Genomic DNA, 25,983 nt, shown 5'->3' with positions numbered 1-25,983 from the left:
TCACGCCAGGCGGCGGAACACCGGCTTCACCGGGCGTCCGCCCAGCCAGGGAGTCGGGTCGCCGGCGTCCAGCGCCTTCCGGTACACCGCGCACGCCTCGGCCACCACGTCGACGGTGTGATCGATGTCGGCGTCGCTGAGCGCGCTGCTCACTACGAACGACGGGGCCAGGACCCCGCCCATGAGGAGCCGGCGCAGGAACAGGGTGCGGTACTCCTGCGACGGCTGCCCGCGTTCGTCGAGGGTGGCGAACACCAGGTTGCTGGGCCGGCCCCGGACGACGACGTGCTCACCGACGCCCATGGCGGCCGCGGCGCCGCGGACACCGGCGGCCAACCGCTCGCCGAGGGCGTGCAGCCGCGCGGTGACGCCCTCCTCGGTGTAGGTGGTGAGCACGGCCGTCGCGGCCGCCAGGGAGTGCGTCTCCGCACCGTGCGTCGTGGACAGCAGGAACACCCGGTCGCCGGAGTGACGCAGCCCGCCCCGCTCCATCAGCTCCCGGCGCCCCGCCAGCGCGGAGACGGCGCATCCGTTGCCCAGCGCCTTGCCGAACGTGGAGAGGTCGGGGACGACGCCGTACAGGCCCTGGGCGCCCGCCTCGGACCAGCGGAAGCCGGTGATCATCTCGTCGAAGACCAGGACGCAGCCGTGCCGGTCGGCCAGCTCGCGCAGACCGGCGAGGTACCCGGGTGGCGGCTCGGTGTGGGTGGCGGGTTCCAGGACCAGGCAGGCGACCTCGCCCTCGTACCGGGTGAGCAGGTCCTCCGTGGCGGCCAGGTCCCCGTAGGGGAACGACACGGTCAGCTCGGTGGTAGCCGCCGGAACGCCGGCCGACATCGGCGTGGTGCCGATGAACCAGTCGTCGACGGAGAAGAACGGATGGTCGGCGCAGAGGGCCACCCGCGGCCGCCCGGTGACGGCGCGGGCCAGGCGCACCGCGGCGGTGGTGGCGTCGGAGCCGTTCTTCGCGAACTTCACCATCTCGGCGGTGGGCACCGTGGCCAGGAAGCGTTCCGCCGCCTGAAGCTCCACGACGGAGGGCCGGACGAAGTTGCCGCCGCGGTCGAGTTCGCGGCGCACCGCCTCGGTCACGCGGGGGTGGGCGTGGCCGAGACTGACCGACCGCAGGCCGGACCCGTACTCGACGTAGCGGTTGCCGTCGATGTCCCACACGTGGGCACCGCGGCCGTGGCTGATCACCGGGGCGAGGTTCTCGGGGTACTGGTCGTCGCCCTTGGCGTAGGTGTGGGCGCCCCCGGGGATCAGGGTGTGCAGTCGTTCGTTCGCCGCCCGCGAGCGGGGCAGGTGGAACTCTCCAGTGTCCAAGCCGACTTCATCCTTCCTGGTGCTTCAGGACCTCGGCGAGGCTCGGCGCCTCCCGGTCCCGCTGGGACATCGAGGTGACCGGCAGCGGCCAGGGCACGGCCAGCTCCGGGTCGTCGTGGGCGATCGTCACGTCCTCGGCCGGGTCGTGCGGGCGGTCGATCCGGTACGAGGTGTCGGCGGTCCCGGTCAGCGCCTGGAAGCCGTGCGCGCACCCCGCCGGGATGTACAGGGTCGCCTGCGTCTCGCCGGACAGTTCGAAGAAGGCCCGGCCCAGGTAGGTCGGCGAGTCCGGCCGCAGGTCCACGACGACGTCGAAGATCCTCCCGTACGAGCACCGCACCAGCTTGGCCTCGCCCGCCCCGGAGCGCAGGTGCAGCCCGCGCAGCACGCCCCGCACCGAACGGGACACGCTGTCCTGGACGAAGGCGTGCGGGTCGAGGCCCACCGAGCGGAGCACGTCGGCGTCGAAGGTGCGGCAGAAGAAGCCGCGTTCGTCGGCGTACGGCGTCGGCTCGAAGAGGTACGCGCCCGCGATCTCCGGGACTCCGGTCGCCTTCATGGTGCCTCCCGCGGGGCGTGGGTGTGGTCGGCCGCCGGGAACACGGCGGCGGTCAGGGCGGTGAACTGCTGCTCCAGGTGCCGGACGGCCGCCTGGTTCCGCTCGGCGAGCACCTTCCGCAGCTCGGCCGACCGCCGCTCCAGCGAACGGAACTGTCCGAGCAGCCGGTCGGCGTCGACCTCGCGCGCCGGGTGGCGGTACTCGCCCAGCCCCATCCGGTCCATCAGGGCGTCGCTCTTCGCCGCATAGCACAGGGCGAGCACGGGAGTGCCGGTCTTCAGCGCGCAGATCAGGTTGTGGTAGCGGACCGCCACGACGGTGTCCGCAGCAGCCATCTCCTTCATCAGGTCGGCCAGTGAGGCCGGCTCGGCGGCGGTGACCAGCGGCGAGTCCACCGCGTCGAGGATCGCGGCGACCACCGAGGCGTCGCACTCGTCGCCGGTGAGCAGCCGGACCGGCCTGCCCTCCTCGACCAGCGCGCGCACGAACCGGATCGTCCCGTCGAGATAGCGGCGGTGGATCTCCTCGGCCCGGGCACGGTCGTCGTTGCCGCCGTGGAAGTCCATGACGCCGACGCAGACCGGACCCGGAGCCCCGGAAGGCGCGCTCACCTCCGGGGTGGGCAGGCAGAACGCGAGGTCCGGGTAGACCTCGTCGCGCGCAGTGTCCACGCCCATCGCCCGCATCGCGTCACGGGACTGGGCGTCCCGGTACGACCGGTACGCGGCCAGCCGCGCCGACCAGCGCACCAGGGCCCGGGTGGGCCGGTCGCGGATCGGCGCGGCGCCGACGCTGACCAGCGCCACCCGGGTGCCGAAGACCCGGCCGGCCGCGCAGAGCAGGAACAGCGCGTACGGGAACCCCCAGGGCCGCAGCGGCAGCGTGGCCTCCAGCACGCCCATGCCCGGCACGATCACCACGTCGTGCCGGCGCACCCAGGCGGCGGTGCGGAAGACGTCGACGAATTTGCCGAGCCCCTTCACCGCGATCGCACCCGCCCGTGACGCGGTCCGGTACTCCCCTCGGTACCAGTGCAGCCGTGTCGCGGGGATCCCGAACCGGGCCTCGACCACCTCGGGTCCGCCGCACAGCGCGTCCACGACCGCCTCCGGGTGCTCGGCGCGCAGGTACCCCAGCACGGCCTCCAGCGACCCGTCGTTGCCGAGGTTGCCGGAGCCGAGCAGGCCGAACACCCCCACCCGTGTCACCCGCTTCACGCCCGCCGCCCTTCACGGCCGGCGACGAGGGCGTCGACGGAGACGCCGAGCAGGGACGGGTCGACCGGGGCGCGGTCCTCGACCCGCTCGCCGGCGCCCGGCCGGGCCCGGCTGGTCATCCACGCGGCCAGGTGGCGGTAGCAGGCGCGCCGGTCGGCCGCGGACAGCGGCGCCCGCCGGACCGCCGCGACGAAGCCCCAGACGTACTCGGCGAGCAGCCGGGGCGTCGGGTGCAGGGGGCCGGCCCGGCGCGGGTCCAGGTTGACGCACCGGGAGCGCTTGGAGGGGTTCGCACGCTCCGCCCGGGCGGGGTGGTCGCGGCGGAAGTACAGCAGCTCCGGCACCTGGTGGAAGCGCCCGTGCAGGGCGATCTCGGCGACGAACGTGCGGTCCGCGTGGTGGTAGCTGTCCAGCGGCTTCACCCGGCGCAGCACGTCGGCCCGGATCACCCCGTAGAAGTCGTCGCCGCCGGGCTCGAACAGCATGCTGCGGAACCGCTCCGGGGCGCGCGGCGAGTCGGTGGCGAGCGTGTACGTGTACGGGACCTTCACCTGGCCGTCGCCGTCGACGACCGCCTGGTCGGCGTGCGCGAGGATCACCTCCGGCCGCTCGTCCAGCGCCTCGACGCAGCGCCGCAGCAGATCGCGGGCGTACAGGTCGTCGTGCGAGGCCCACTTGAACAGCTCGCCTCGGCACTCGGTGAACACGTAGTTGTGGTTCGGCGTGGCACCGACGTTCCGGGGCAGCCGGATGTACCGGATACGGGAGTCCTGCGCGGCGTACTTGCGGCAGATGTCCTCGGTCCCGTCGGTCGAGGCGTTGTCGGAGACGACCAGCTCGAAGTCCTCGTAGGTCTGGCCGAGCAGCGCGTCGAGCGACTCGGCCAGGTACTCCTCGCCGTTGTAGACGGGCAGGCCGATGCTCAGCCTGGGGCGGTCGGTCATGGGGTCCTCACTTCGGGAACGGAGTCGTGGTGGCGCTCGCGCAGGGCGGACCGCAGGTGCAGCCACCACACGGCCGAGCCGCCGACGGTCGCGGCGGCGACGCCCCAGGCCGAACCGACGGTGCCGGCGACGGCCGCCCCGCCGAGCCCGCCGCCGACGTAGCACGCGGACGCGAACAGCTGGGAGCGCAGGCTGCGCCGGGCCGCGCCGAGCGCGCGCAGCCCGGCCGCCGCACCGGTGCCGAGGCCCGCGCCCGCGACGCCGAGGGTCACCGGCACGATGAGCTGTGCGGCGGAGTGCCACACCCCGCCCAGCACCAGCGCGCCGAGCCGGTCCGGCAACAACAGCAGCGCGCCGCCCCACAGCAGCGCGCCGGCGGCCTGCCCGCCGCCCAGCAGGAGACAGAACGAGCCGAGGCGGTGCGGGCTCCGCCGCAGCACCCGGGCCGCTTCGGGGACGGTGACCAGCGACAGGCCCATCAGCACGGCGAGGAACGGGCCGAGCAGCAGCTCGGCGCCCCGCACCGCGCCCACCGCGCCGACCCCGGCGATCGCGCCGAGCCCGTACGCCCGCAGCTGACTCGCGCCGCTGAGGCAGGTGTTCTCGACCAGGTACCGGGAGCCGAGGTCGCGCTGCTCGCGGAGCCACCCGCGCGCCCCGGTCAGCCGGGGCCGGATGCCGGACTGGAGGTAGCCGTAACCCGCGGCCACCGTGGCGGACACCCCCCAGGCGAGCACGAAGGCGGCCACGCTGCCGACGCGGGCCGCCAGGACCATGGCCGGGACGAGCGCGACGCCCCACACCACGTCGTTGACGAACGCCTTCCGCCCGGCGCCGGCGGCGAAGAACGAGAACCGCCAGGCGTCCTGGAGCAGCAGCCCCGGCAGCATGACGCCGAGGCAGGCGAACGCGGGCCCCACACGGCCGCCGAGGGCCGGCCCGGCCACCAGACACACCGCGCCGACGGCGGCACCGACACCGAGTGCGGTACCCGACGAGCGGGCCACCGCCCCGCGCCAGGACGCCTCCGGCACGCCGCTGAAGCGCACCACGAGCGGATCGGTGGCCAGCCCGCGGGAGACGTTGAGCACCACGCCGTAGGTCACCCAGGCCAGGCTGAACACGCCGAACGCGGTCACCCCCAGCGAGCGGGCCACGTAGATGCCCACCGCGAAGTTGGACATGCTGGAGGCCGCCTGGTCGGCCAGTCCCCAGGACAGCCGGCCGACGAGGGCCCGCTTGGCGGATCCGGCCGGTGGTGCCGTCGTCCGCGGATCCTCCCCCTCGGCGGTCGTCGGCGTCATGCCTTGATCAGCCCGGCGTCGTGCAGGGCGTCGGCCGCGGCGGCGACGGTGTCGAACGGCAGCCCGGAGCGCTCGGCGACGTCCAGCAGGCTGTGCTCGCCGTCGGAGAGGCTGAGCACCCAGAGCATGGCCATCTGGGCCTGCTTGGCGTCGCTACGCCCGCCGAGCGAGTCGTACAACCCCCTCCGGCCCAGCTGCGGTTCGCCGTAGGGGCTGAGGTTGACGTACCGCCGGTTGCGGTCGAGCACGGCGAACGCCTCCCGGCACAGGGCGAGCGTGTCCGCCATCGCGCGGGGGGAGACGAAGTCCAGGTTGTCCGCCGAGGTGTGGTACTCCGGATAGCCCGCGTACGGGGTCCGGCTGAGCGAGCCCACGCCGAGATCGAACCCGGGGGAGCAGAACTGCCGCTCGTCGTAGCCGTACGGCGTGAACTCGGTGATGTGGTGCGGCCGTCCCGAGGTCTCCAGCACGTGCCGCATCACCCGGTCGATCTCCGCGTCGCCGCGCCGGCTCTGCTTGTACGTCAGCCGGCCCGGGTCGCCGGCGCAGGCCAGCACCAGCCCGTGCTTGACCCGCTCCACCCGCTCCGCGTTGCGGGCCAGCCAGGTGATCGCCCCGATGGTGCCGGGCGCGAAGACGAACCGGTAGGTGTGGTACGGCCGCCGCTCCGCCAGCGCCCGGGCCAGGAACGTCGCCACCGCGATGCCGGCCAGGTTGTCGTTGGCCAGCGACGGGTGGCAGACGTGGCAGGAGACGATGACCTCGTCGGGGACCTGGCCGGGGACCACGTGCTCGGCGTAGGTGAGGTGGCCGTCTTCGAGCGTGGAGTCGACGCGCACCTCGTACTCGCCCTCCGGCAGCGCGTCCAGGGTCTCCTGGGCCAGGCAGAACCCCCACTCCGGCGTGTAGTAGCTGGTGCGGTACGGCACCCAGGCCGGGTGGTCCGGCAGGGTGTGCAGGTGCGCGCGCAGCTCGGACAGGGGCATGGTCGCCGACACCGGCACGCTGTAGCCGAGCACGTGCAGGTTGGACGCGGCGAAGTCGACCACCCGGTTGCCGGCGCTGTCGGCGATGTACGCGTCCCGGATGTTCCACTCCCGCGGCACCGTCCAGTCGAGCACCTGCGTCCCGGTCGGCACCTCGTGCACCTGGAGCGGGACGTACTCGCCGACGATGTCCAAGGTGGCGCGCACCCCGTCGCCGGTGATGCTCCGGCACAGCGGGTACAACCGCTCCACCAGCGTGTACATCTCCTCGCCGGGCGTGGCCGCCGGCTGCTCGCCGGCCGCGCTCACCGGCGCCACCGCAGGGTGTCGTCGACGGTGCCGGCCCCGGACGCCGCGCGCAGCACCGCGAGGCGGGTGAAGCGCTGCTCGAAGTCGTCCCTGGTCAGCCCGAACGTCCGGTACGCGTCGGCGAGTTCCAGGGCGCCCCGCTTCACCGTCCACTCACACTCGAAACCGGGCACCGCGGCGCGGAACCGGGAGAAGTCCACCCGGTACGACCGCGGATCGGCGCCCGTCTCCCCGGTGATCACCACCTTCGCGCCGGACACCGCCTCGGAGACCTGCCCGGCGATCTCGGCGACCGTGACGTTGTTGGCCTCGCTGCCGATGTTGAACGCCCGGTCGTGCACCGCCTCCCGCGGCGCGGTCAGCGCGGCCGTGAAGGCCCGTGCGATGTCGGCGGCGTGCACCAGCGGGCGCCAGGGGGTGCCGTCGGAGAGCACCAGCACCTCACCGGACAGCAGCGCGTGGCCCACCAGGTTGTTCAGCACGATGTCGGCGCGCAGCCGGGGCGAGTAGCCGAAGGCGGTGGCGTTGCGCATGAACACCGGGCTGAAGTCCCCGTCGGCCAGCGCGTGCAGGTCGTCCTCCACCCGCACCTTCGACTCCGCGTACGGCGTCACCGGGCGCAGCGGGGCGTCCTCACCCACCAGGTCCTCGCCGCCGGCGGCGCCGTACACCGAGCAGGTCGACGCGTACAGGAAGCGCCCGACCCCGGCGTCGCGCGCCAGCCGGGCGAGCCGCACGGACGCGTGGTGGTTGATGTCGTAGGTGAGTTCCGGGGCCAGCGAGCCCAGCGGGTCGTTGGAGAGCGCGGCCAGGTGGATCACGGCGTCCACCCCGGTCACGTGCTCGGCCGTGACATCGCGCAGGTCCACCCGGTGCCCCGGCGGGTCCGCGGGCGTCGGGCCGAGGACGCAGTCGGCGAACAGGCCGGCGTCGAGGCCGACGACCTCGTGCCCGGCGGCCGTGAGGACCGGGGCCATGACGGTTCCCAGGTAGCCCTGGTGTCCGGTGAGCAGTACGCGCAAGGTTCAACCCCCCAGGTTGAGCGTGAGTTTGCTGACGTCGAACGCCTCGGCGTAGCGCTCGTGGCATTCGATGCCGCGGATCCGGGCGAGGCCGAGGAAGGCCTCCCGGTCGTACCAGGGCCGGTGCCGCTGCGAGGGGTAGTGCTCCTGCAGCAGCCGCACCTTCCGTTCGGCGGTCTCCGGCGAAAGCGGCTGGTACGCCGCCGGGCGGCCGAGGTCGCCGTCCCACTTGACGATCTCGTAGCCGAGCACGAGGTGGTCGCGGAAGGCGGTGGGCACCAGCCGCGCCAGGCCGCGGTGGTCCTGGTGCGCGTCGTCGGCGCGCGGGGCGAGGACCAGCTCCGGGTCGGTCTGCGCGCGCAGTTCCTCGACCGCGGCCTTGGCCTCCTCCCAGTGCGCGGGCAGCCGGCCGTCCGGCAGCTTGTGCACGGTCAGCCGTAGGTCCGCGCCCGGGCAGAAGGCGGCGAGCGCGGCCCGCTCCTCCTGCTCCCGCTCGCTGCCGCCGCCGGAGAGCACCAGCGCGTCGACGCGCAGGCCCGGCCGCGCGAGGCACAGCGTCAGCAGGGTGCCGCCGGCGCCGATGGCGATGTCGTCGCAGTGCGCGCCCACCGCCACGATCCGGTCCGGGCGCCCGGCCCCCAGCCGGATCACGCGCCCACCCCGGCGGCGTCGTGCTCCCACACGGCCCAGGGGCGGTCGCCCCGGGCGTAGGCGGCGTCGAGCGCGGCGCGCTCCTTCACGGTGTCGGTCGGCTTCCAGAAGCCGCGGTGCCGGTGCGCCACCAGCCGTCCGTGCTTGGCCAGCCGGGCGCATCCGTCGGCGACCAGGTCCCCGCCCTCCGGGATGTGGTCGAAGACCTCCTGCCGGAGCACGAAATAGCCGCCGTTCTCCCACAGCGGCAGCTCGCTCACCGCGGTGATGCCGCCCACCAGGCCGTCCTCGCCCAGCTCCACGCAGTGGAACGACGACTGCGGCGGCACCACCATCATCGACGCGCCCGCGTCGCGCTGCGCGAACCGGTCGATCATCTCCGGCAGCGGTGCGTCGGTGAGGACGTCGGCGTAGTTGGCGAGGAACATCTCCTCGCCGTCGAGGTGGTGCCGCACCCGGCGCAGCCGCTCCCCGATCGGCGACTCGATGCCGGTCTGCGCGAACGTGATCGTCCAGTCCGAGATGTCGGTGGACAGCAGCTCGGTGCGTCCGCCGCGCAGCACGAAGTCGTTGGACGCCGTCTCCTCGTAGTTGAGGAAGAAGTCCTTGATGTGGTGCGCGCCGTAGCCGAGGCACAGGATGAACTCCTTGTGCCCGAAGTGCGCGTAGTAGCGCATGACGTGCCAGATCAGCGGCCTGGGGCCGACCATCGCCATCGGCTTGGGCACGTCGTCCGCGGCGCCGTTGCGCATCCGCATCCCGTAACCGCCGCAGAACAGGACGACCTTCATGCTGTGACCCCTCTCGCGACGCGGCCCTCGACAATGCTCAGTTCCGGGATGGGGAAGACCAGCCGGCCACCCCAGTCGTGCACGAAGGACAGCTGCTCGACCAGTTCGGCCCGCAGGTTCCACGGCAGCACCAGCACGTAGTCCGGCCTGTCGGCGGCGATCCGCTCGGGCGGCAGGATCGGGATGCGGGTGCCGGGGGTGAACCTGCCGTGCTTGTAGGGGTTGCGGTCGACCGTGTACGCGAGCAGGTCGGGCCGGATGCCGCAGTGGTTGAGCAGGGTGTTGCCCTTGCCCGGGGCGCCGTAGCCGACGACCGTCTCGCCGCGCTCGGCCGCCTCGATGAGGAACTTGAGCAGGTCCCGGCGCACCTTGGCCACCCGGGCGGAGAACTCGGTGTACCCGGACAGCTCCTGCAGCCCGGCCGCCTTCTCCCGGTCCAGCACGTCGGCCACCCGCGACGTCCGCTCGCCCGCCGCCTCGGCCGGCCGCGCCCACAGCCGGATGGAGCCGCCGTGCGTGGGCAGCAACTCGACGTCCACGAGCGCGAGTCCGCCGCTCTCCAGGGCCCGGATCGCGGACGCGACCGTGTAGTACTGGAAGTGCTCGTGGTAGATCGTGTCGTACTGGTTCTCCTCGATCAGCGTCAGCAGGTGCTGCACCTCGATGGAGACCCAGCCGTCGTCGGCGACCAGGGCGCGCAGCCCCCGCGTGAACCCGACCACGTCGGGGATGTGCGCGTACACGTTGTTGGCGACGACCAGGTCCGCCGGGCCGTGCTCGGCGCGGACGGCCGCTCCGGTGTCCGGGCTCAGGAACTCCGTCAGCGTGGGCACACCCGCGTCCCGCGCCGCGGCACCGACGTTCACCGACGGCTCGATGCCCAGGCAGCGGATCCCCCGGTCCACCACGTGCCGGAGCAGGTACCCGTCGTTGCTGGCGACCTCGACCACGAAGGCGTCGGGGCCCAGACCCAGCCGCTGTACGGCGCCGTCGACGAACGCGCGCGCGTGCTCCACCCAGGAGGTCGAGTACGAGGAGAAGTACGCGTACTCCTTGAACGTCTCCTCCGGCGTGATCAGCGGCGGGATCTGCGCCAGCCAGCAGTCGGTGCAGACCCGCAGGTGCAGCGGGTACGCCGGCTCCGGCTGGTCCAGTCGGTCCGCGGCGAGAAAGCTCTCGCACGGTGGTGTCGCCCCCAGGTCGACGACGCTCGCCAGCGCCGCCGAGCCGCAGAGTCGGCATCGTGTCATGTACTGCCCCCCAATGGTTCCGTCCGTCCCGCGATCGCGGTGCGGTACTCCTCCAGCAGGCGCTCCAGGCCGACGGCCGGGCTGAAACCCTGCTCGTAACGGCGCCGGGCCGCCTGGCCCATCTCCCGGCCCAGGGCCGGTTCGGCCGCGATCCGGCGTATGCAGGACGCGAGCGAGGCGGATTCGCCCGGCCGGTGCAGCAGCCCGGTCACGCCGTCCTCGACGAGTTCGACGAAGGCGCCGTGACCGGCGGCGACGGCCGGGACCCCGGCCGCCATCGCCTCCACGACCACCAGGCCGAACGCCTCCAGCCACGTCGAGGGAGCCACCACGGCGACCGAGCGCGCGATGACCTCGCGGCACTCCGCCGGGTCCAGCAGACCGACGGGGCGCACGTCGGCCCGGCCCGCCGCCCAGGCGGCCACCTCCCGTTCCAGCGGCCCCGCGCCGGCGATCACGAGCGGCACGCCCACCCCGCCGCCCGCCGCGATCTCGTCCCACGCGGCCATGAGCAGGCGTACGCCCTTGGCCTCCGCGAGGCGGCCGAGATAGAGCAGGTGCTCTCCCTCGCCGGCACGGCACGTGCCCGGATCCGGCACGAAGTTGTGTTTCACCGCCAGCCGCTCGGCCGGCATGCCGGCCCGCACCAGGACGTTGCGCTGCGCCGCGGAGATGCACAGGAACCGCTCGACACCGGACCACCACCGCCGCCGGTTCACCGACAGGCTGACCGCGAGCGGCACCGTCGCGAGGCGGGAGCCCCGGTAGCAGCCGTGCCGGACGGCGGGCAGCGGTGTGGCCCCGACGCACTCGGTGCACGGCCGGCCGTCCCGCTGCAGCGTGCCCGGCGGGCAGATCTGGGTGTAGTTGTGCAGCGTGGCGACGGCGGGCACGCCGGCGTCGGCGCAGGCGGCGAGGACCGCGGGCGACAGGAGCGGGAAGACGTTGTGGACGTGGACGACGTCGGGCCGCCCGGTGCGCAGCCGGTCGGCGAGTTCCGTGCGGACCGCCGGGTTCCACGGCACCAGGAACGGTAGCGCCGCCTTCCCCGGCAGGGAGCGGGCGGCGATGTCGTCGCTGCGCCGCTCGAACACCTCGACCCGGTGGCCGGCCGCGCGCAGCAGCTCCACCTCCTGGTCGACGACCTTGTTCTCGCCGCTCGGCTGCGCCGAGGCGTAGCGGTTGTGCACCACGAGGACGTGCATGCTCAGGTCACCTCCGATCTCTGGGCCCAGCGCGGCACGCGCCGTCGGGGAACGCCGGGCGCCGCCGGGGGAGCGGCGGCAGGCGTCGCCAGCAGCGAGGCGGCCACGGCCAGGTGCAGCAGGTACGGCGAGGCGTCGCCCAGCCCGGCCTCGGTGTACGACGCGATCGCGCAGTAGCTGATCAGGAAGATCGCGCAGGCCCTCGACAGCGACGGTGGCCGCAGCAGGGCGACGCCGCCCAGCACCACGAGGACCGCCGCCACGAGGGCGACGCCGGTCAGCCCCTGCTCGTGGTAGACGGCCAGCCAGCTGTTGTCGATCGGCAGCCCCCCGAACGACTTGTCGCCCAGGCCCGTGCCGAACAGCCGTTCCGAGGGGGTCCGGGGCGCTGCCAGCAGGGCGTCCCAGACCTTGGCCCGGCCGGTGAGGCTGGAGAAGTTCTCCTTGCTCTGCCCGCGCAGGAACCAGGCCTGCAGCAGGGAGCCGAGCGCGACCGCGGCCACGGTGGCGCACAGCACCGCCCAGGCGAAGAACCGGCGGGCGGCGGCGCTGGTCAGGACGAGCGAGCCGATCGCCAGCGCCAGCCCGATGAGCAGGCCCAGCGTGGCCGTGCGGGTATGGGTCAGCGCGAGCAGGACGAGCGACGGCACGATGACCACAGCCGCGCTGGTCCGGTCGGTCCTGCGGCCCAGGACGAGGAGCACGGTGAGGCCTGTGATCACCGCCGCGTACTGTCCGATCTGCGGCGGGGTGAGCGGCCACAACGCGCCGACCAGCCGCCCGCCGTAGAGGTCGGGCAGCGCCGCGCCCGGGGAGACGACCAGGCCGGCGGCCACCGACCCGAGCACCGCGAAGTACATCCGGACGTGGTGCCGCACGAACGTCAGGCCGCCGTCCCACCAGCGGCTGAGCAGCCACAGCGTGCCGACGAAGAGGGCCAGCCGGGCACAGCGGAACAGCGCGCCGAACCCCGACTCCAGGTGCGCGCTGGAGATCACGCTCGGCACCAGCAGCAGGGTGAGCAGGAAGACGTAGGCGCCGGGCCGGATGCGCAGCCGGAGGTTGACCGTGAGCGCCAGCGCGAACGCGGCGACCAGCGCGCCCATGGTGACCATCTGGATGAGGGAGCGGGGCAGCGGGACGATGGTCTTCGCCCCGGCGGAGCCGAGCGTGTTGAGGACCAGCAGCCCCCACACGATCCCGACCGTCCTCGGTGTCTCCCCGCGCATCTCAACCACCGGCCCGGGGGTCGAAGGAGCTGCCCGTGTCCTGCCGGTACGGCGTGCCCTGCCACTGCGCGTAGTCCAGCGTCCGGCTCGGGTCGTGGGCGACGAACACCCACGGTCCGACGTAGACGTTGTCGTGCCAGCGGTTGTGCTGCCCGCGGGTGATCGCCTCGGCCACCCGCTCGCCCTGGTACGGCGACCAGTCCGGGTAGGTGCCGTAGTTGGCCAGCACCGCCATCCGGTCGCACCGCACCGTGCAGCCGACGACGGACTTGTCCAGCACGAAGCGGTTGCCGTGGATGTCCACCCGCTGGGTCTTCCACCGGCAGTCGGCGTAGAGCGGTGCGGTGGCGATCGCCGGCTGCCGGCAGCGGCCGGTGTGCTTCACCAGCAGGGTGCAGTCACCGGAGGAGGTGTTGGCCGGGCTGTTGCAGAACCGGTCGGCGTTCTCCCACAGGGTGATCCCGGACCAGTTGTTCTCCAGCACGTTCCCGTAGATCTCGATCCTGTCGGTGCGGGCGCGGATCCGTGGTTCGCCGCCGGACTCGGACAGGTAGACCGTCGCGAACGGGAAGGTGTCGCCGCGGTCGGCCGCCTTGCGGCCCTCGACCCAGTTGTTCCGCCGGATCGTGTTCTTCCGGATGACCGCGTTGTAGCTGGTCTCGTAGATCAGCGCGGCACCGTCGTTGGCCTCCAGCACGTTGTCCTCGATGCGGAAGTCGTTGTTGTTGGTGTCCGCCCACAGCCCGGCGCCCCGGTTGTCGTGCACCCAGTTGCCGCGCACGTCGGCCCCGTCGACGGCCCAGAACTTCACGCCCGCGGTGCAGCCGCAGCCCGGCCGCCGCCGCTCCCAGTCACCGGTGTTGTTGCCCGTGATCTCGTTGTCCTCGACCACCAGGCCGCGCAGGGGACCGCCGGACTTGTACGCGTTCATGCCGTACTGGCCGTTGTCGCGCAGGCAGTTGGCGCGGACCCGCTGCCGGGCGCCGGCCATCAGCCCGGCGCCGGCGTTGTTCTGGATCGTCGTGTGCTCGATCACCCACCCGTCGGCCGAGTCGTGGTTGACCACGCCCTCGTTCTGCGGCGCGACGAAACCCTGCACGGTCAGGTAGCGGACGGTGACGTCGCGGGCGGTGCCGCCGAACGCGTACTGGTTCTTCCTCCGGCCGTCGAGGACGGCGCCCGGCGCCCCGAGGTAGCGGTCGCCCTCCTTGGGGACGATCTGGGCGTAGCGGTCCGGGTCGAGCCTGTGCCTGCCCGGCCGGAGCCAGAACGTGGTGTGCGGGGGGCGGCTCCTGGTCTTCGCCGCGAGGTCGCCGACGACCGCGGGGTCCACCGTCACCGCGCCCGCCGGCGCCTTCGCCGGCCCGGCCGCGGGTTCGGCGCACACCCGGGCCACGGAGCGGGCCGCGGACGTGGACGGCGCGGTGGTCGGCGTGGCGGCCGGCTTCGCCCGGGGTCCCGGTGTGTTCTCGCAGCCGGTCGCCACCAGCAGGGCCAGCGCCAGCGGTACCGCCGCCGACGCCCAGTGCCGCCTCTTGGTCCCCACGCGCCCCCCTAGCCGCGGAACCCGAGCACGGTGGTGAATCCCTCCGCGCCGTCGGTGAAACCGGTGCCGACCAGCGTGGTGGCGGGTTCCCTGCGCCCGAAACCGGCCGAGTACCAGCCCAGCGGAGGATCCGTCTCACCGCGATGCGCCCGCCAGGACAGCTGCGCGGGCAGGTCGAGCACCGCGGAGCGGTCCTCGCCGTTCCGGGTCCAGGTGAGGACGGCCCGGTGGCCCGTCAGCTCCGCGGTGATCGCCGGCCCCAGGTGGAACGCCAGACGTGCGGCCCGGCGCGGTCCGCGCACCTCGTCCACCACGCGCAGCTCCCGGCGCGCGGCCGTCAGCTCCACCCGGCGGCGGTGCACGGAGCCCGGATAGCCGTCGTGCTCGGCGCACCAGCGGGCCACGTCCTCGCCGGACGTGTCCACGGCCAGGACGCGGCTCGTGGCGTGCCGGGTCCACAGGAACGGGCCGCCGGAGACGGACTGGTCGGCGCCGTCCAGCTGCAGGGTGTTGTGGCCGAGGGTCGACCGGAAGTACCGCCGCCACTCGGGCTGCCCGTGGTAGCAGTACGTTCCCGGGTCGGCGAGCACGTCCACCCCGTCGTGCCGGACCTCCAGGGACAGCGCGTCCGCGTGGGCGTGCGCGGCGATGGACAGGAAGCCGTGCGGGCCGCCGTCGCAGCGGCACCAGATCTCTCCCGGCCCCCGCAGGATGGTCATGCCCGCGTCGGGGAAGTGCGCCGGCCGGTCCGCCGGGCGGGACACGGCCGGCTCCCTACGGTCGACGAGCCCGGCCAGCAGTGCGGTGCGCACATCGCTGCCGGTCACCCGCGGCCACCAGGCGAGCCGGCCGAACACGGCGTCCCCGGTGGACAGCAGCGAGGCCCACCGGTCGGTGCCCGCGCCGTCCACGACCAGCCCGTACCCGTCGTCCGCGTCCCCCTGGCGCGGCGGCCGCAGCCGGTCGTCCACCACGGCCGCGAGCGCGTCGGTCATCCGCAGCAGCACCAGCCGTACCGTCGCGGGGACCGGCACGCCCGCCGCGTCCGCCTCGGCCAGCGCGGCCAGGCCGAGTTCCAGCACCAGCCCGTGGTACTCCGAGGCCAGCTCCCGGTTCAGTCCGGAGAGGAAGGTGTTGCTTCGCAGCTGCCGCTCCAGCGACCGCAGCGCGTCCGCGCGCCAGCGCGCCGAGGCGGGGAACCACCCGAACGCGCAGGCCGCGGCGAACTGCCCGGCGGCCTCGGCGATGACGTGGTTGTTCGCCGACGACCCCCGGCTGGGGAAGGCGGCCAGCCAGCGCTGGTGGTGCCAGATCTGGCGGTGGGCCACCGGGTTGTCCTCGAACAGCGCGGCCGCGCCCGGCCAGCCGTCGAGCAGCCGGCGGACCCACACCCACGACAGCAGACGGATCCCCAGCTCGATGCCGCTGACCCAGTGCACCCCGCGCAGCGGCGCGTTGGCCGCCCACCACGACCGCAGGTGCGCGGCCACACGCTCCGCGTACCGCTCGTCCCCGGTGACCGCGTAGGCCGCGGCGAGCACCGTGAGGTACTGGTGCCGGGACAGCTCCCAGATCTGCTTGATGTCCCCGGCCGCCTCCTCGTCCCGGTACGGCACGTCGAAGGCGTAGCCCTGCGGAGCCCGGCGCCCGGTCTTCGGGTCGTACCACCAGTCCGGGTCGGCCAGGTCGTCGCGGACCACCCCGAAGTACTCGGCCTGCCCGGCCATCAGCCGGTCCGCCTCGGCCACGAGACGCTTCGCGGCGTCCGGCGGGACCGTGGCGAGCGTCCCCGCCGGCAGTACGGCGGTGAACCGGGCGCCCGTCACGGCCGGGCAGACCGGCGGCGCCGACCGCCACCGCCGCCTGCGCACCGCGTCGACCGTCCGGCCGACGACCTCGCCCGGCCCCATCCGGGACAGCCGCCGCAGGTACCAGCCCGCACTCCCCGAGCTCACCGTCATCGCGTCCCCGCCAACGTCACCGGCGCACCGGTGGCCAGTCCGGTCCGCACGGCGAGGGTGGCCGCCGTGGTGGCGACCAGCGACCGCAGCGGCACCGGCATCGGCCCGCCCGACCGCACGGCCTTGACGAACGCGGCCAGTTCGGCGTTCTGGCCCTTGTCCCGGGCCTTGGGCAGCCGCGAACTGACCCACCGCTTGCGGCCGGCGGTGCTCTCGAAGTACAGCGAGGCACGGACGAAGTCGTCGAGCCGGAGCACCCTGCCGTCCGCGATGAGGTCCAGCGTCTCCTTGGGGAAGCCGGGCGAACCGGTGGTGACGTAGCTGACGGTGGCGGTGGACCCGTCCGGGTAGCGCAGCACCACCTGCAGGTCCTCGTTGCCGGACGTGGCGGTCGCGTACACCGAGACCGGGTCGGCCTCCAGCAGCCAGCTCGCCGTGTCGATGAAGTGCCCGCCCTCACCGGCGAACCGCGAGCCCTCCGTGCCCTGCCGGAGGTACCAGCTGCCGTGGTCGAGGCGGCCCGCGTTGACCAGGTAGCGCAGGCTCGCCGGACCGGTCCGGGCGCCGAAGCGCTGCTTCGCCTCCTGCAGCAGCGGTGCGAACCGGCGGTTGAAGCCCACCTGCAGCCGGTCGTTGCCGGACTCCTCCACCGCCGCGAGCACGCCCGCCAGCTCGTCCTCGGTGAGCGCCAGCGGCTTCTCCACGAACACCGCCTTGCCGGCCAGCAGCGCCTGCCGGGTCAGTTCGGCGTGCGAGCTGTGCCGGGTGACCACGAACACCGCGTCGACGGACTTGTCGCCGAGCACCGCGTCGAGATCGGTGGTCGCCGCGGCGAAGCCGAACTTCCGCTGCGCGTTGGCCCCGGACAGCGACGTCGTGGTGACGACCGTGGACAGCTCGACGCCGTCGCGCCCTGCCAGGTGCGGCAGCAGCATCGAACTCGCGTAGTTCCCGGCGCCGACGAACGCCAGCCTGACCGGAGTCCTCGCGGCCCGGACCGGACCGCGCCCCACGTCCACGACGGGCACGCCCACGACGGGCACGGCCACTTCGGGGGCCGCCGCCTGCGCCGTGTGCGCGCGGTAGCGGAACAGCACGGCCACGGCCTTCAGGTCGCCGTCCTTCAGAGCGCGGTACGTCTCCACGGCGTCGTCGAACTCGGCGACGTGCGAGACCAGGGGCTGCACGTCCACGCGGCCACGGGCGAGGAGATCGAGGAAGCACGCCAGGTTGCGGCGCTCCGTCCAGCGCACGTAGCCGATCGGATAGTCACGGCCCTCCAGCTCGTACTCGGGGTCGTAGCGCCCGGGGCCGTAACTGCGGGAGAAACGGACGTCGAGTTCCTTCTCGTAGTACGCGTTCCACGGCAGGTCCAGGCGGCACTTGCCGATGTCGACGACCCGGCCGCGGTCCCGGCACAGCCGGGCGGCCAGCTCGACCGGCTGGTTGCTGCCGCCGCCGGCCACCAGGTACACCTGGTCCACGCCGTGCCCGGCGGTGAGTTCGGCGACGGCGCTCTCCACCGCGGCGGACTCCGGATCGCCGCAGGCCTCGGCGCCCAGGCGTTCGGCCAGCTCGCAGCGCACCGGATCGGGGTCGACGCCCACGACGCGGACCCCCGAGGCGGCCAGGAGCTGCACCACCAGCTGCCCGATCAGACCGAGGCCGATGACCAGCGCGACCTCGCCGAGCTGTGGCGCACCCTGCCGGACGCCCTGCAACGCGATCGACCCGACGGTGCCGAAGGCCGCGTGCGACGGCGCGAGACCGTCCGGCACCGGGGCGTAGAGGTTCTTCGGCACCCAGTTCAACTCGGCGTGCAGCGCGTGCTCGTTGCCGGCGCAGGCCACGAGGTCACCGACCGCCACGTCGTCGATCCCGGCGCCGACCTCCTCGACCACCCCGCACAGCGAGTAGCCCAGCGGTGTGTACGAGTCCAGCTTGCCCATCACCTTGCGGTAGGTGGCGGGCACCCCGTTGGTGGCCACGCTCTGCATGACCTTGGCCACCTGGTCCGGACGGGAGCGGGCCTTGCCCAGCATCGACATGCCGGCCTCGGAGACCTTCATCAGCTCGGTCCCGGTGGAGATCAGAGAATAGGCGGTTCGGACCAGCACACCGCCCGGCTTGCACCCCGGCACCGGCACGTCGAGCACCGCCAGCTCGCCGCTCTTGTAGTTCTGTACGACCTGTTTCACCCGAAGTCCTCTTGTCTCTACACCGTCGACGGCGAGTTCTGGCCGGACCCGGAGGTCGCGTCGCGATACCAGTACTCGAGGGTCAGCACATGCCACAGATGCTTGGAGAAGTCCCGCTGCCCGGCGGCGTCCTCGGCGACGAGCCGCGCCAGCGCGTCGCGGCGCAGGAAACCGGAACGGACCAGCAGCCCGTCGTTGACCACCTCGCGCACCAGCGGTGCCAGATCCCGGCTCATCCAGGCCCGCAGCGGGGCGCTGAACAGGCCCTTGGGCCGGTAGACGATCTCCCGGGGCAGGACCGAGGCGGCCGCCTCCTTGAGGACGGCCTTGCCCTGCCGTCCGGCGATCTTGCGGTCGCCGGGCACGGCGAACGCCGCCCTGACCACCTCGACGTCCACGTACGGCACCCGCACCTCGGTCGAGGCGGCCATGCTGGAGCGGTCCGTGTAGGCGAGGTTGAGGCCCGGCAGGAACATCCGGGCGTCGCCCAGGCACATGCGGTTGACGAAGTCGTCGAGGTCGTTGTCCTCGTAGACGTCCGCGTGCTCGGTCAGTACGTCCTCGACCGCCGGGGCCAGGTCCGGATCGACCAGGGCGAGCAGCTCCTGACGGTCGTACAGGGTGTAACTGCGCCGGAACGCCGTCTCCTCCGGCAGATCGGCGAAGGAGAGGAACCGCTTCGCGAACCGCACCGACCGGAACCCCCGGCGTGACGTGGCGACCGGCAGCCGGTCCACGGCCGCGGACACCCCGCGCCGCAGGGGCCGTGGGACGCGCTGGTAGCGCAGCGCGAGCAGGTTGGCCAGGTGCTTGCGGTACCCGGCGAACAGTTCGTCGGCGCCCATCCCCGAGAGCATCACCTTGACGCCGGCCTCCCGGGCGGCCGAGCAGATCAGGAACGTGTTGATCGCGGCCGGATCACCGATCGGCTCGTCCAGGTGGTACGTCATCCGCGGCAGCAGGTCGAGCACGTCGGGCGCGATCTCGATCTCGTGCAGGTCCACGCCGAACCGCTCGGCCACCTGCCGGGCGTAGCGCAGGTCGTCCGGCATCGCCTCGAACCTGGCGTCCTCGGCGCGGAACCCGATCGTGTAGGCGGAGATCCCGGGCCGGTCGCGGGCCGCCAGCGCGGTCAGATAGCTGGAGTCGAGGCCGCCGGAGAGGAAGGTCGCCACGGGCACGTCGGACAGCAGGTGCCGCCGCGTGGACTCCTCCACGACGGCGGCCAGGTCCGGCCGCTCGCCGGCCCGGGCCCGCTCCCGGCCCTCGGCGGCGACGTCCTTCAGGTGCCAGAACCGGCCGCGCTCCACCCTGCCGTCGGGCCGGCACCTCAGCCAGCTCCCCGGCGGCAGCTTCTCCGCCTCGCGGAACGCGCACCGCGAGTCCGGCACCCAGTAGTACAGCAGCGAGGCCACCAGTGCCGCGTGGTCCACCTCCAGCGACCCGCCGGTCACGGCGGCCAGCGCCTTCAGCTCGGAGGCGAACACCAGCCCCTCGCCGCGCCGGAGCAGGAACAGCGGCTTGATGCCGAGCTGGTCGCGGGCGAGCACCAGCTCACCGGTCCGCTCGTCGAAGATCCCGAAGGCGAACATGCCGCGCAGCCGGGACAGGCAGTCGGTGCCCCAGCGCCGCCAGGCCTCCAGCAGCACCTCGCTGTCGGAGGTGCCGCGGAAGCGCACCCCGGCGGCCGCGAGCTGGGCGCGCAGCTCCGGCGCGTTGTACAGCTCGCCGTTGTACGTCAGGACGAGACCGTCCGAGACCATCGGCTGGGCGCCGGTGTCGGACAGGTCGATGATGGCCAGCCGGCGGTGCCCCAGGTGCACTTCGCCGTCACCGGCGGGGTGGCTGTACCGGCCCGCCCCGTCCGGCCCGCGGTGGGCGAGGGTGTCGGTGAGCCGGTCGGTCACGGCCTTCCCGTCCGGCCAGCGGTACGTGCCTGCGATGCCACACATGTCTACCGCGCCTCCTGGTCGCTGTCCGGGACCCGTCCCGCCCACATCGGCAGCCGCTCCGTCTGCCGCCGGCCCTCTCCCGCTGCCTGGACGGCGTGGGAGGTGCCCCCGCCGTTCTGCCGGGGGAGCCGCTCGCCGTGGCCCCGCAGCGCGATGTGCAGCCCGTCCCACAGCGTGCCGTCGGTCCGGTCCCGCGGATCGGGGTCGATCAGCACCACACCGGTCACCGGGATCCGCTGGTCCACGAGCTGCCGCGCCACGGTGTGCAGCCACGCGGCGCTGCCGTGCCCGGCGCGTACGACGAGCACGGTCCGGGTGCCGAGGTACCGCAGGTCGGTCCACGCCGTGCCGGGCGCGACCGAGCCGACACCGAGCCGGAGCCCCTCGCGCGGCAGGGCCTCGGCGTCCTCCTCGCCGACCACGGGCGGGTCGCCCGGCTTCCGGCGGCGGCCCGCGAGCTGCCGTCCGGGCAGGCCGTCGACGACGACCACGGGCCCCTCCGCCGCCAGCGCCCTGGCGACACCCAGGGCGAGCGCGCTCGTGCTGCGCGCGCAGCCCAGTTCCAGCAGCGACACCGGTTCCGCGGAGCCGCGCACGGTCCGGGCCAGGGACGCGGTGAGCCGCTCGCGTGCCGCCCGGGTCCTGCGGCGCTGCCACCGTCCGGCCGGACGGCGGGGTGTGCGGGGGAGCTCCGCGATGACCGAGGCGCCGAGGTTCGCGGCGATCTCCCGGCGCAGCACGGGGCGGTCCGCCACCACCGCGCCGACCGCGGCCACCGCGAGCCCCAGGACGAGCCCGAGGACGAGCCCGATCACGGCGTCGGTGGCAGCGGCCCTGGGCAGGGACCGCCGTACCGGGCGCGGGGCGTCCACGATCTGCGTGCCGGCGACGAGCTGGGGCGTGCCCATCCGCGCCTCCTCGGCGCGCTGGTCGAAGTCGGCGATCCGCGCGGTGAGTTCGGCCCGGCGGGCGAAGAGCGACTCCATGCTCGCCGACGCCTTCGGGCCGCTCTCCGGCGGTCCGTCCCCTATCTCCTTGTTGACCTGGGCGAGTTCCTTGCGCATGCGGTCACGCTGGTCGAGCAGCGCCTCGGACTCGGCCTTCGCCGTCTCCCGCATCCGCCGCACGTGGTCCGCGACGAACGCGTCGGCCAGCGCCCTGGCCCGGGCCACCGCCTCCGCCTCGCTGGCGCCCGTCACGTCGATCTGCAGCAGGTTGTTGGTCAGGCCGGTACCGCGGTAGTCCCGCATGAAGTCCTCGGGGTCCTCGGGGGACTTGAGGGACCGCAGGGCCTCGCCGGCGATCCGCGTGGTGTGCAGCAGCGCGGCATCGGTACGGATCAGCGTGCCGGTGTCGTTCGGCTGGTCCTCCTTGTGCGCGACCAGCACCTTGGTCGTCGCGGCCGGCGGAGGCGGCATCAGGACCGCCACCGCGGCCCCGAGCAGCAGCCCCAGCAGCGCCAGGGAGCACCACAGACGGCGGCGTCGGCGTACGGCCACCACCAGCGCCTGCAGATCCAGCAGCGGAGCGGCGGCCGACGGCTCCGGTGTCCCGCTCGTCGTCATGCCGAGCCTCCCGTCGCCCGTCCGTGCCCCGCGAGTGCCAGAGCGCCCTCGTCCGCGGGGCGTCCGGCGGACCGCGCCGGACGGCCCCGGGCCGCGCCGGCGACGACGACGCCGACGACCTCGTGCCCCGCGTCCGCACACGCCTCGGCGATACCGGCCAGCTCCCCGGTGGTGCAGCCGCCCGCGCTGAGCACCACCAGGGCACCGGACTCGGTGTCCCGGTCCGGCACCAGCGGTCGGACCACCGAGACCTCCACCGCCCGCAGCGCGGGGCACCCCCTGCTCGACGAGGCCGGGGAGAGGTCGTCCTCGGCCTCGGCGACCAGCCGTCCCGCGGCCCGGCGGGCGATCTCGTCGCCGTCCGGTACGACGACCAGCAGCCGCCGCGAGCCCGGCAGCCGGTCCCGGAGGCGGGCACACACCCGCCGGTAGCGGATCCGCCTGCCGGCCTCGCCGCCGGACGGCTGCGGGTCCGGTACGTCCCACCGGGTGTCGAGGCCCAGCAGCCGGCGGATCCAGGCCCGCGCGCCACGGCTCTCCGGGCGCCCCCCGGGCCCGTCACCGGGTACGTCGACGGTGCCCAGCAGCGCCGAGCCGAGCGCCGCGGCGATCTCCGGCGCGGTGCGCGGCCGGCGGCTCATCCGCGCGGCGGCGAGATGGCCGATGACCGCGAGCAGCAGGAACAGCACCGCCCCGGCGACGACGAACTGCGTCCTCGTCGGTGCCGCCTCCCCGGTCGGCCGGGCCGCCGGCCCCATGACGACCATGGTGGCCCTGTCGGCCGCCGGGCCGGCCTCGTCCAGCTTCTTCACGGCGTCCTGCAGAGCGGTCCGCAGCTTCTCCAGCTCGGTGCGGGCCTGCACGCTCTCCACGGTCTGTCCCGGATCGGCCGCCTCGGCCAGGTCGGTGATGCGGCGGCTGGTCTGCGCCACCATCTTGCGCAGCGCGTCGGGCCCGTCCGCCGATCCGGTGTCGGTGCCGTCGCCCGCGAGCCGCGCGGCGAAGGCGACGAACTGCTGCGCCACCTGGTCGGAGAGCCGCTGCGCACGCTCCGGGGTGTCGGCCGTGCCCGAGATCCTGATGATGTTCCCGTCGGCGGCCTTGGCGCTCACCCGGTCCTGGAGCTCCCTGCCGCCGACCCCGGGCCAGCGGAGTGCGGCGGCCGCGCGGTCCACCACCACCGAACTGGTGGCGATCTCCGCCTGGGTCAGCAGCTCGCGCTCCTCCCACTGCCCCGGCAGCAGTACCGACGCCGACGTCGTGTACCGGGGCGGGAACAGCAGGGAGGTGCCGTAGCCGACGAGCGCGCCCACCACCGCGAGGACGGCGAGCAGCCGCCAGCGACGGCGGAGTATCCGCCCGATCGTGACCAGGCGTATCGTGTCGTCGCTCAACGCCGCGGCCTCTTCCCTGCCCGGCCCGGGGCGCCCGCCGCCACCGGAGCGTGGCCACGGCAGGCGGCGGCGTAGGCGGCGAGCAGCGACGCCTGCGAGTTGCGCCAGGAGAGCGGCCCGCCGATCCGCTCCTGACCGGTCTTGCCCATCCAGGCCCGCTTCTCCGGATCGTCCAGCAGCACCGCTATGAGCCGGGCGAACGCGGCCTCGTCGTCGGCGGGGGCGTAGAGGGCGGCGTCACCGGCGGAGACCCGCGCCTCCTTCAGGTCGAACGAGACGATCGGCCGGCCCATCACCATGTACTCCAGGACCTTGTTCATGGTCGACACGTCGTTGAGCGGATTGCGGGGGTCGGGGGAGAGGCACACGTCCGCGGTGGACAGGTAGCGCACCAGGTCGGCGTCCGGGACGCGCCCGGTGAACTGCACCTGCTCCGAGAGCCCGAGCCGCCGGGACAGCTCCACCATCGCGTCGAAGGTGTCGCCGGCGCCCACGAACACCGCGTGCCAGTCGGTCCTTCCGAGGTCGTCGCGCAGCTTCGCGAGGGCCCGCAAGGCGTAGTCGACGCCGTCCTGCGGGCCCATGACGCCGAGGTAGCACAGCAGATGGGGCTTGCCGCGCTTCAGTTCGGGTTCGGGCGGCACGGGGTGGAACCGGTCGGTGTCGGGCGCGCTGCGCACCACGAAGACGTCCTCCGGCCGCCGCCCGCCGCGGCGCAGCGCGACGTCCCGGTAGCTCTCGTTCGTGGTGAGCACGACGTCCGCGGCCCGGTAGGTCCGCCGTTCCAGCGCGCACACGGCGCGGTAGAGCAGGTCCTCGCCGCGCCCGAACCGGGAGAGGTACAGCTCGGGTACCAGGTCGTGCTGGTCGAACACGAACCGCGCGCCGCGCCGCTTGAGCCACAGGGCCGGCAGGAACAGCAGGTCGGGCGGGTTGCAGGCGTGGACCACGTCGACCGGGCCGACCTTCCGGGCCAGCCGGACGGTGTGCCACAGCGCCGCCCCGTACTCCCGCAGGTAGCCGGCCGGTCCTCCGGTGGCCGCGCGCAACGGGTAGCGGTGGATGCGCACCCCGTCGATCTCTGCCTCCGGCTCGGTGTCCCGCTTGGTCCCCCGGGGGCAGATGACGTGCACCTCCCAGCCCGCGTCCCGCAGCGTCGTGCACTCCTGCCACACCCGCCGGTCGAACGGCACCGACAGGTTCTCCACCAGGATCAGCGCCCGTCGGCCCGACCCGTCACCGCTCACCGCGTCACCAGGCAAGGCCCACGTACCCCGGTTCGGCCCGGCGCGCCTCGGCGTCGGGGAGGCGGACGAGGTCGACGAGCACCGGTCCGTCGCCCTGGGGCAGCGCCGACAGCACGGCCGGGTCCCTGGTTCCGACCAGGCACACCTCGGCGTGGTCCAGCACCTCCGCGACGGAGTCCGCGAGGAGCTGCGCGAGGTGCGGCAGCCGGTTCTCGATGTACTCGCGGTTCGCGCCGATCAGCCGGGAGAGGTTCACGTTGGCGTCGTAGATCCGCAGGTCGTACCCCTTGCCGAAGAGCCGCTCCGCCAGCTCGACGAGCGGGCTCTCGCGGAGGTCGTCGGTGCCGGGTTTGAAGGAGAGCCCGAACATGCCTATCCGGCGTCTGCCGGTGCGCTCGACCAGGTCCACCGCGCGCTGCAGGTGGTCGGAGTTGGAGGGCAGGACGTGGGCGAGGATGGGCACCGAGACGTCGGCCCGCTGTGCCGCGTGGACCAGGCTGCGCAGGTCCTTGGGCAGGCAGGAGCCGCCGAAGGCGAAGCCGGGCCGCAGGTAGGCGGGGCTGATGTTGAGCTTGCGGTCGGCCAGGAACACGTCCATCACCTGGTGCGAGTCCACCCCGAGGGCCTGGCACACCGCGCCCAGCTCGTTCGCGAAACCGATCTTGAGGCCGTGGAAGGCGTTGTCCGCGTACTTGATCGCCTCGGCCGTCGGGACCGGCACCCGGAACACCTCGCCCGGCAGGCCGTCGTACAGCGCCGTCACCGCGTCGCCGCTCGCCGTGTCCAGCTCGCCGATGACGGTCTTGGGCGGATCGAAGAAGTCCCGCACGCTGGTGCCCTCGCGCAGGAACTCCGGGTTGACCGCGATCCCGATGTCCACTCCGGCCGTACCGCCGACGTACTTCTCCAGGATCGGCACCAGCAGGTTCAGGCAGGTGCCCGGGAGCATGGTGCTGCGGAAGACGACGGTGTGCCGCCCGCCCCGCTCGGCCAGCGCCGCGCCGATCTCCTCGGTGACCCGCTCCAGGTACGTGGTGCACAGGCTGCCGTTGGGCTCCGACGGCGTCCCCACGCAGACCAGCGAGATGTCGCTGCCCCTGATCGCCTCGCGGACGTCGCCGGTGGCGCGCAGCGCCCCGGCCGCCACGACCTCGGCGGTGAGTTCGCCGATCCGCTCCTCGACCACCGGGGCCCTGCCGTCGTTGACCAGGTCGACCTTCACCGGGTTCACGTCCACCCCGATGACCTCGTGACCCATGCTGGCCAGGCACGCGGCCGACACGCAGCCCACGTAGCCGAGCCCGAAAACACTGACTCTCATGATCCG

General features: G+C 73.6%; 20 protein-coding genes. All 20 read right to left on the bottom strand.

All coding sequences use genetic code 11. The features are described from left to right. From ACZ4VF_RS14385 to ACZ4VF_RS14290, 20 genes are read right to left on the bottom strand one after another with little or no spacing between them, the layout of a single operon-like run. Complete coding sequence (locus tag ACZ4VF_RS14385; protein WP_467926045.1) at window positions 1-1,326, bottom strand: glutamate-1-semialdehyde 2,1-aminomutase; 1,326 nt, start codon at window positions 1,324-1,326, stop codon at window positions 1-3. A 7-nt stretch (window positions 1,327-1,333) separates the two neighbouring features. Beyond that, window positions 1,334-1,885, bottom strand: a complete 552-nt coding sequence (locus ACZ4VF_RS14380; protein WP_467926044.1) for a dTDP-4-dehydrorhamnose 3,5-epimerase family protein — start codon at window positions 1,883-1,885, stop codon at window positions 1,334-1,336. Beyond that, window positions 1,882-3,102 (bottom strand): polysaccharide pyruvyl transferase family protein, encoded by a 1,221-nt coding sequence (locus ACZ4VF_RS14375; RefSeq protein WP_467926042.1) that lies wholly within the window; start codon window positions 3,100-3,102, stop codon window positions 1,882-1,884. Before ACZ4VF_RS14375 ends, ACZ4VF_RS14380 begins: the two co-directional genes overlap by 4 nt. Further along, a complete protein-coding gene (locus tag ACZ4VF_RS14370; protein WP_467926041.1) occupies window positions 3,099-4,046 on the bottom strand; it encodes a glycosyltransferase family 2 protein in 948 nt (315 codons plus the stop codon). The genes ACZ4VF_RS14375 and ACZ4VF_RS14370 overlap by 4 nt, the downstream gene beginning before the upstream one ends. After that, on the bottom strand, window positions 4,043-5,350 hold the full coding sequence (locus tag ACZ4VF_RS14365) for a hypothetical protein (RefSeq protein WP_467926040.1): 1,308 nt from the start codon (window positions 5,348-5,350) through the stop codon (window positions 4,043-4,045). Before ACZ4VF_RS14365 ends, ACZ4VF_RS14370 begins: the two co-directional genes overlap by 4 nt. Then, on the bottom strand, window positions 5,347-6,600 hold the full coding sequence (locus ACZ4VF_RS14360; RefSeq protein WP_467926571.1) for a DUF4910 domain-containing protein: 1,254 nt from the start codon (window positions 6,598-6,600) through the stop codon (window positions 5,347-5,349). The genes ACZ4VF_RS14365 and ACZ4VF_RS14360 overlap by 4 nt, the downstream gene beginning before the upstream one ends. 41 nt (window positions 6,601-6,641) lie before the next feature. Next, complete coding sequence (locus tag ACZ4VF_RS14355; RefSeq protein WP_467926038.1) at window positions 6,642-7,667, bottom strand: NAD-dependent epimerase/dehydratase family protein; 1,026 nt, start codon at window positions 7,665-7,667, stop codon at window positions 6,642-6,644. Window positions 7,668-7,670: 3 nt separating this feature from the next. Next, window positions 7,671-8,318 (bottom strand): PIG-L deacetylase family protein, encoded by a 648-nt coding sequence (locus ACZ4VF_RS14350; RefSeq protein WP_467926037.1) that lies wholly within the window; start codon window positions 8,316-8,318, stop codon window positions 7,671-7,673. Then, the gene (locus tag ACZ4VF_RS14345; protein ID WP_467926036.1) at window positions 8,315-9,109 is read right to left on the bottom strand and encodes a sugar phosphate nucleotidyltransferase; all 795 of its coding nucleotides are present in this window, start codon (window positions 9,107-9,109) and stop codon (window positions 8,315-8,317) included. Before ACZ4VF_RS14345 ends, ACZ4VF_RS14350 begins: the two co-directional genes overlap by 4 nt. Further along, the gene (locus tag ACZ4VF_RS14340) at window positions 9,106-10,359 is read right to left on the bottom strand and encodes a class I SAM-dependent methyltransferase (protein ID WP_467926035.1); all 1,254 of its coding nucleotides are present in this window, start codon (window positions 10,357-10,359) and stop codon (window positions 9,106-9,108) included. The genes ACZ4VF_RS14345 and ACZ4VF_RS14340 overlap by 4 nt, the downstream gene beginning before the upstream one ends. Further along, the gene (locus tag ACZ4VF_RS14335) at window positions 10,356-11,564 is read right to left on the bottom strand and encodes a glycosyltransferase (protein ID WP_467926033.1); all 1,209 of its coding nucleotides are present in this window, start codon (window positions 11,562-11,564) and stop codon (window positions 10,356-10,358) included. The genes ACZ4VF_RS14340 and ACZ4VF_RS14335 overlap by 4 nt, the downstream gene beginning before the upstream one ends. 2 nt (window positions 11,565-11,566) lie before the next feature. Next, window positions 11,567-12,793, bottom strand: a complete 1,227-nt coding sequence (locus ACZ4VF_RS14330; protein ID WP_467926032.1) for an O-antigen ligase domain-containing protein — start codon at window positions 12,791-12,793, stop codon at window positions 11,567-11,569. A gap of 1 nt (window position 12,794) precedes the next feature. After that, window positions 12,795-14,339 (bottom strand): right-handed parallel beta-helix repeat-containing protein, encoded by a 1,545-nt coding sequence (locus ACZ4VF_RS14325; protein ID WP_467926031.1) that lies wholly within the window; start codon window positions 14,337-14,339, stop codon window positions 12,795-12,797. A gap of 8 nt (window positions 14,340-14,347) precedes the next feature. After that, window positions 14,348-16,300 (bottom strand): alginate lyase family protein, encoded by a 1,953-nt coding sequence (locus tag ACZ4VF_RS14320; RefSeq protein WP_467926029.1) that lies wholly within the window; start codon window positions 16,298-16,300, stop codon window positions 14,348-14,350. Beyond that, the gene (locus tag ACZ4VF_RS14315; RefSeq protein WP_467926028.1) at window positions 16,297-18,498 is read right to left on the bottom strand and encodes a bi-domain-containing oxidoreductase; all 2,202 of its coding nucleotides are present in this window, start codon (window positions 18,496-18,498) and stop codon (window positions 16,297-16,299) included. The genes ACZ4VF_RS14320 and ACZ4VF_RS14315 overlap by 4 nt, the downstream gene beginning before the upstream one ends. Before the next feature lie 17 nt (window positions 18,499-18,515). Next, a complete protein-coding gene (asnB, locus tag ACZ4VF_RS14310; protein ID WP_467926027.1) occupies window positions 18,516-20,450 on the bottom strand; it encodes an asparagine synthase (glutamine-hydrolyzing) in 1,935 nt (644 codons plus the stop codon). Between the two features lie 2 nt (window positions 20,451-20,452). Next, window positions 20,453-22,015 carry a Wzz/FepE/Etk N-terminal domain-containing protein gene (locus tag ACZ4VF_RS14305; RefSeq protein ID WP_467926025.1) on the bottom strand — a complete coding sequence of 521 codons (1,563 nt, stop codon included), beginning with the start codon at window positions 22,013-22,015 and terminating at the stop codon, window positions 20,453-20,455. After that, window positions 22,012-23,409, bottom strand: a complete 1,398-nt coding sequence (locus ACZ4VF_RS14300; RefSeq protein WP_467926024.1) for a Wzz/FepE/Etk N-terminal domain-containing protein — start codon at window positions 23,407-23,409, stop codon at window positions 22,012-22,014. The genes ACZ4VF_RS14305 and ACZ4VF_RS14300 overlap by 4 nt, the downstream gene beginning before the upstream one ends. Next, complete coding sequence (locus tag ACZ4VF_RS14295) at window positions 23,406-24,671, bottom strand: glycosyltransferase family 4 protein (RefSeq protein ID WP_467926023.1); 1,266 nt, start codon at window positions 24,669-24,671, stop codon at window positions 23,406-23,408. Before ACZ4VF_RS14295 ends, ACZ4VF_RS14300 begins: the two co-directional genes overlap by 4 nt. Beyond that, entirely contained in the window at window positions 24,661-25,977 is a 1,317-nt protein-coding gene (locus tag ACZ4VF_RS14290; protein WP_467926021.1) for a nucleotide sugar dehydrogenase, read from the bottom strand. Before ACZ4VF_RS14290 ends, ACZ4VF_RS14295 begins: the two co-directional genes overlap by 11 nt. Between the last annotated feature and the right edge of the window lie 6 nt (window positions 25,978-25,983).

The organism is Streptomyces sp. NPDC029151, from assembly GCF_055564315.1.
The sequence above is the reverse complement of the archived record's forward strand: the minus strand, read 5'-3'. Positions and strand labels throughout refer to the sequence as shown.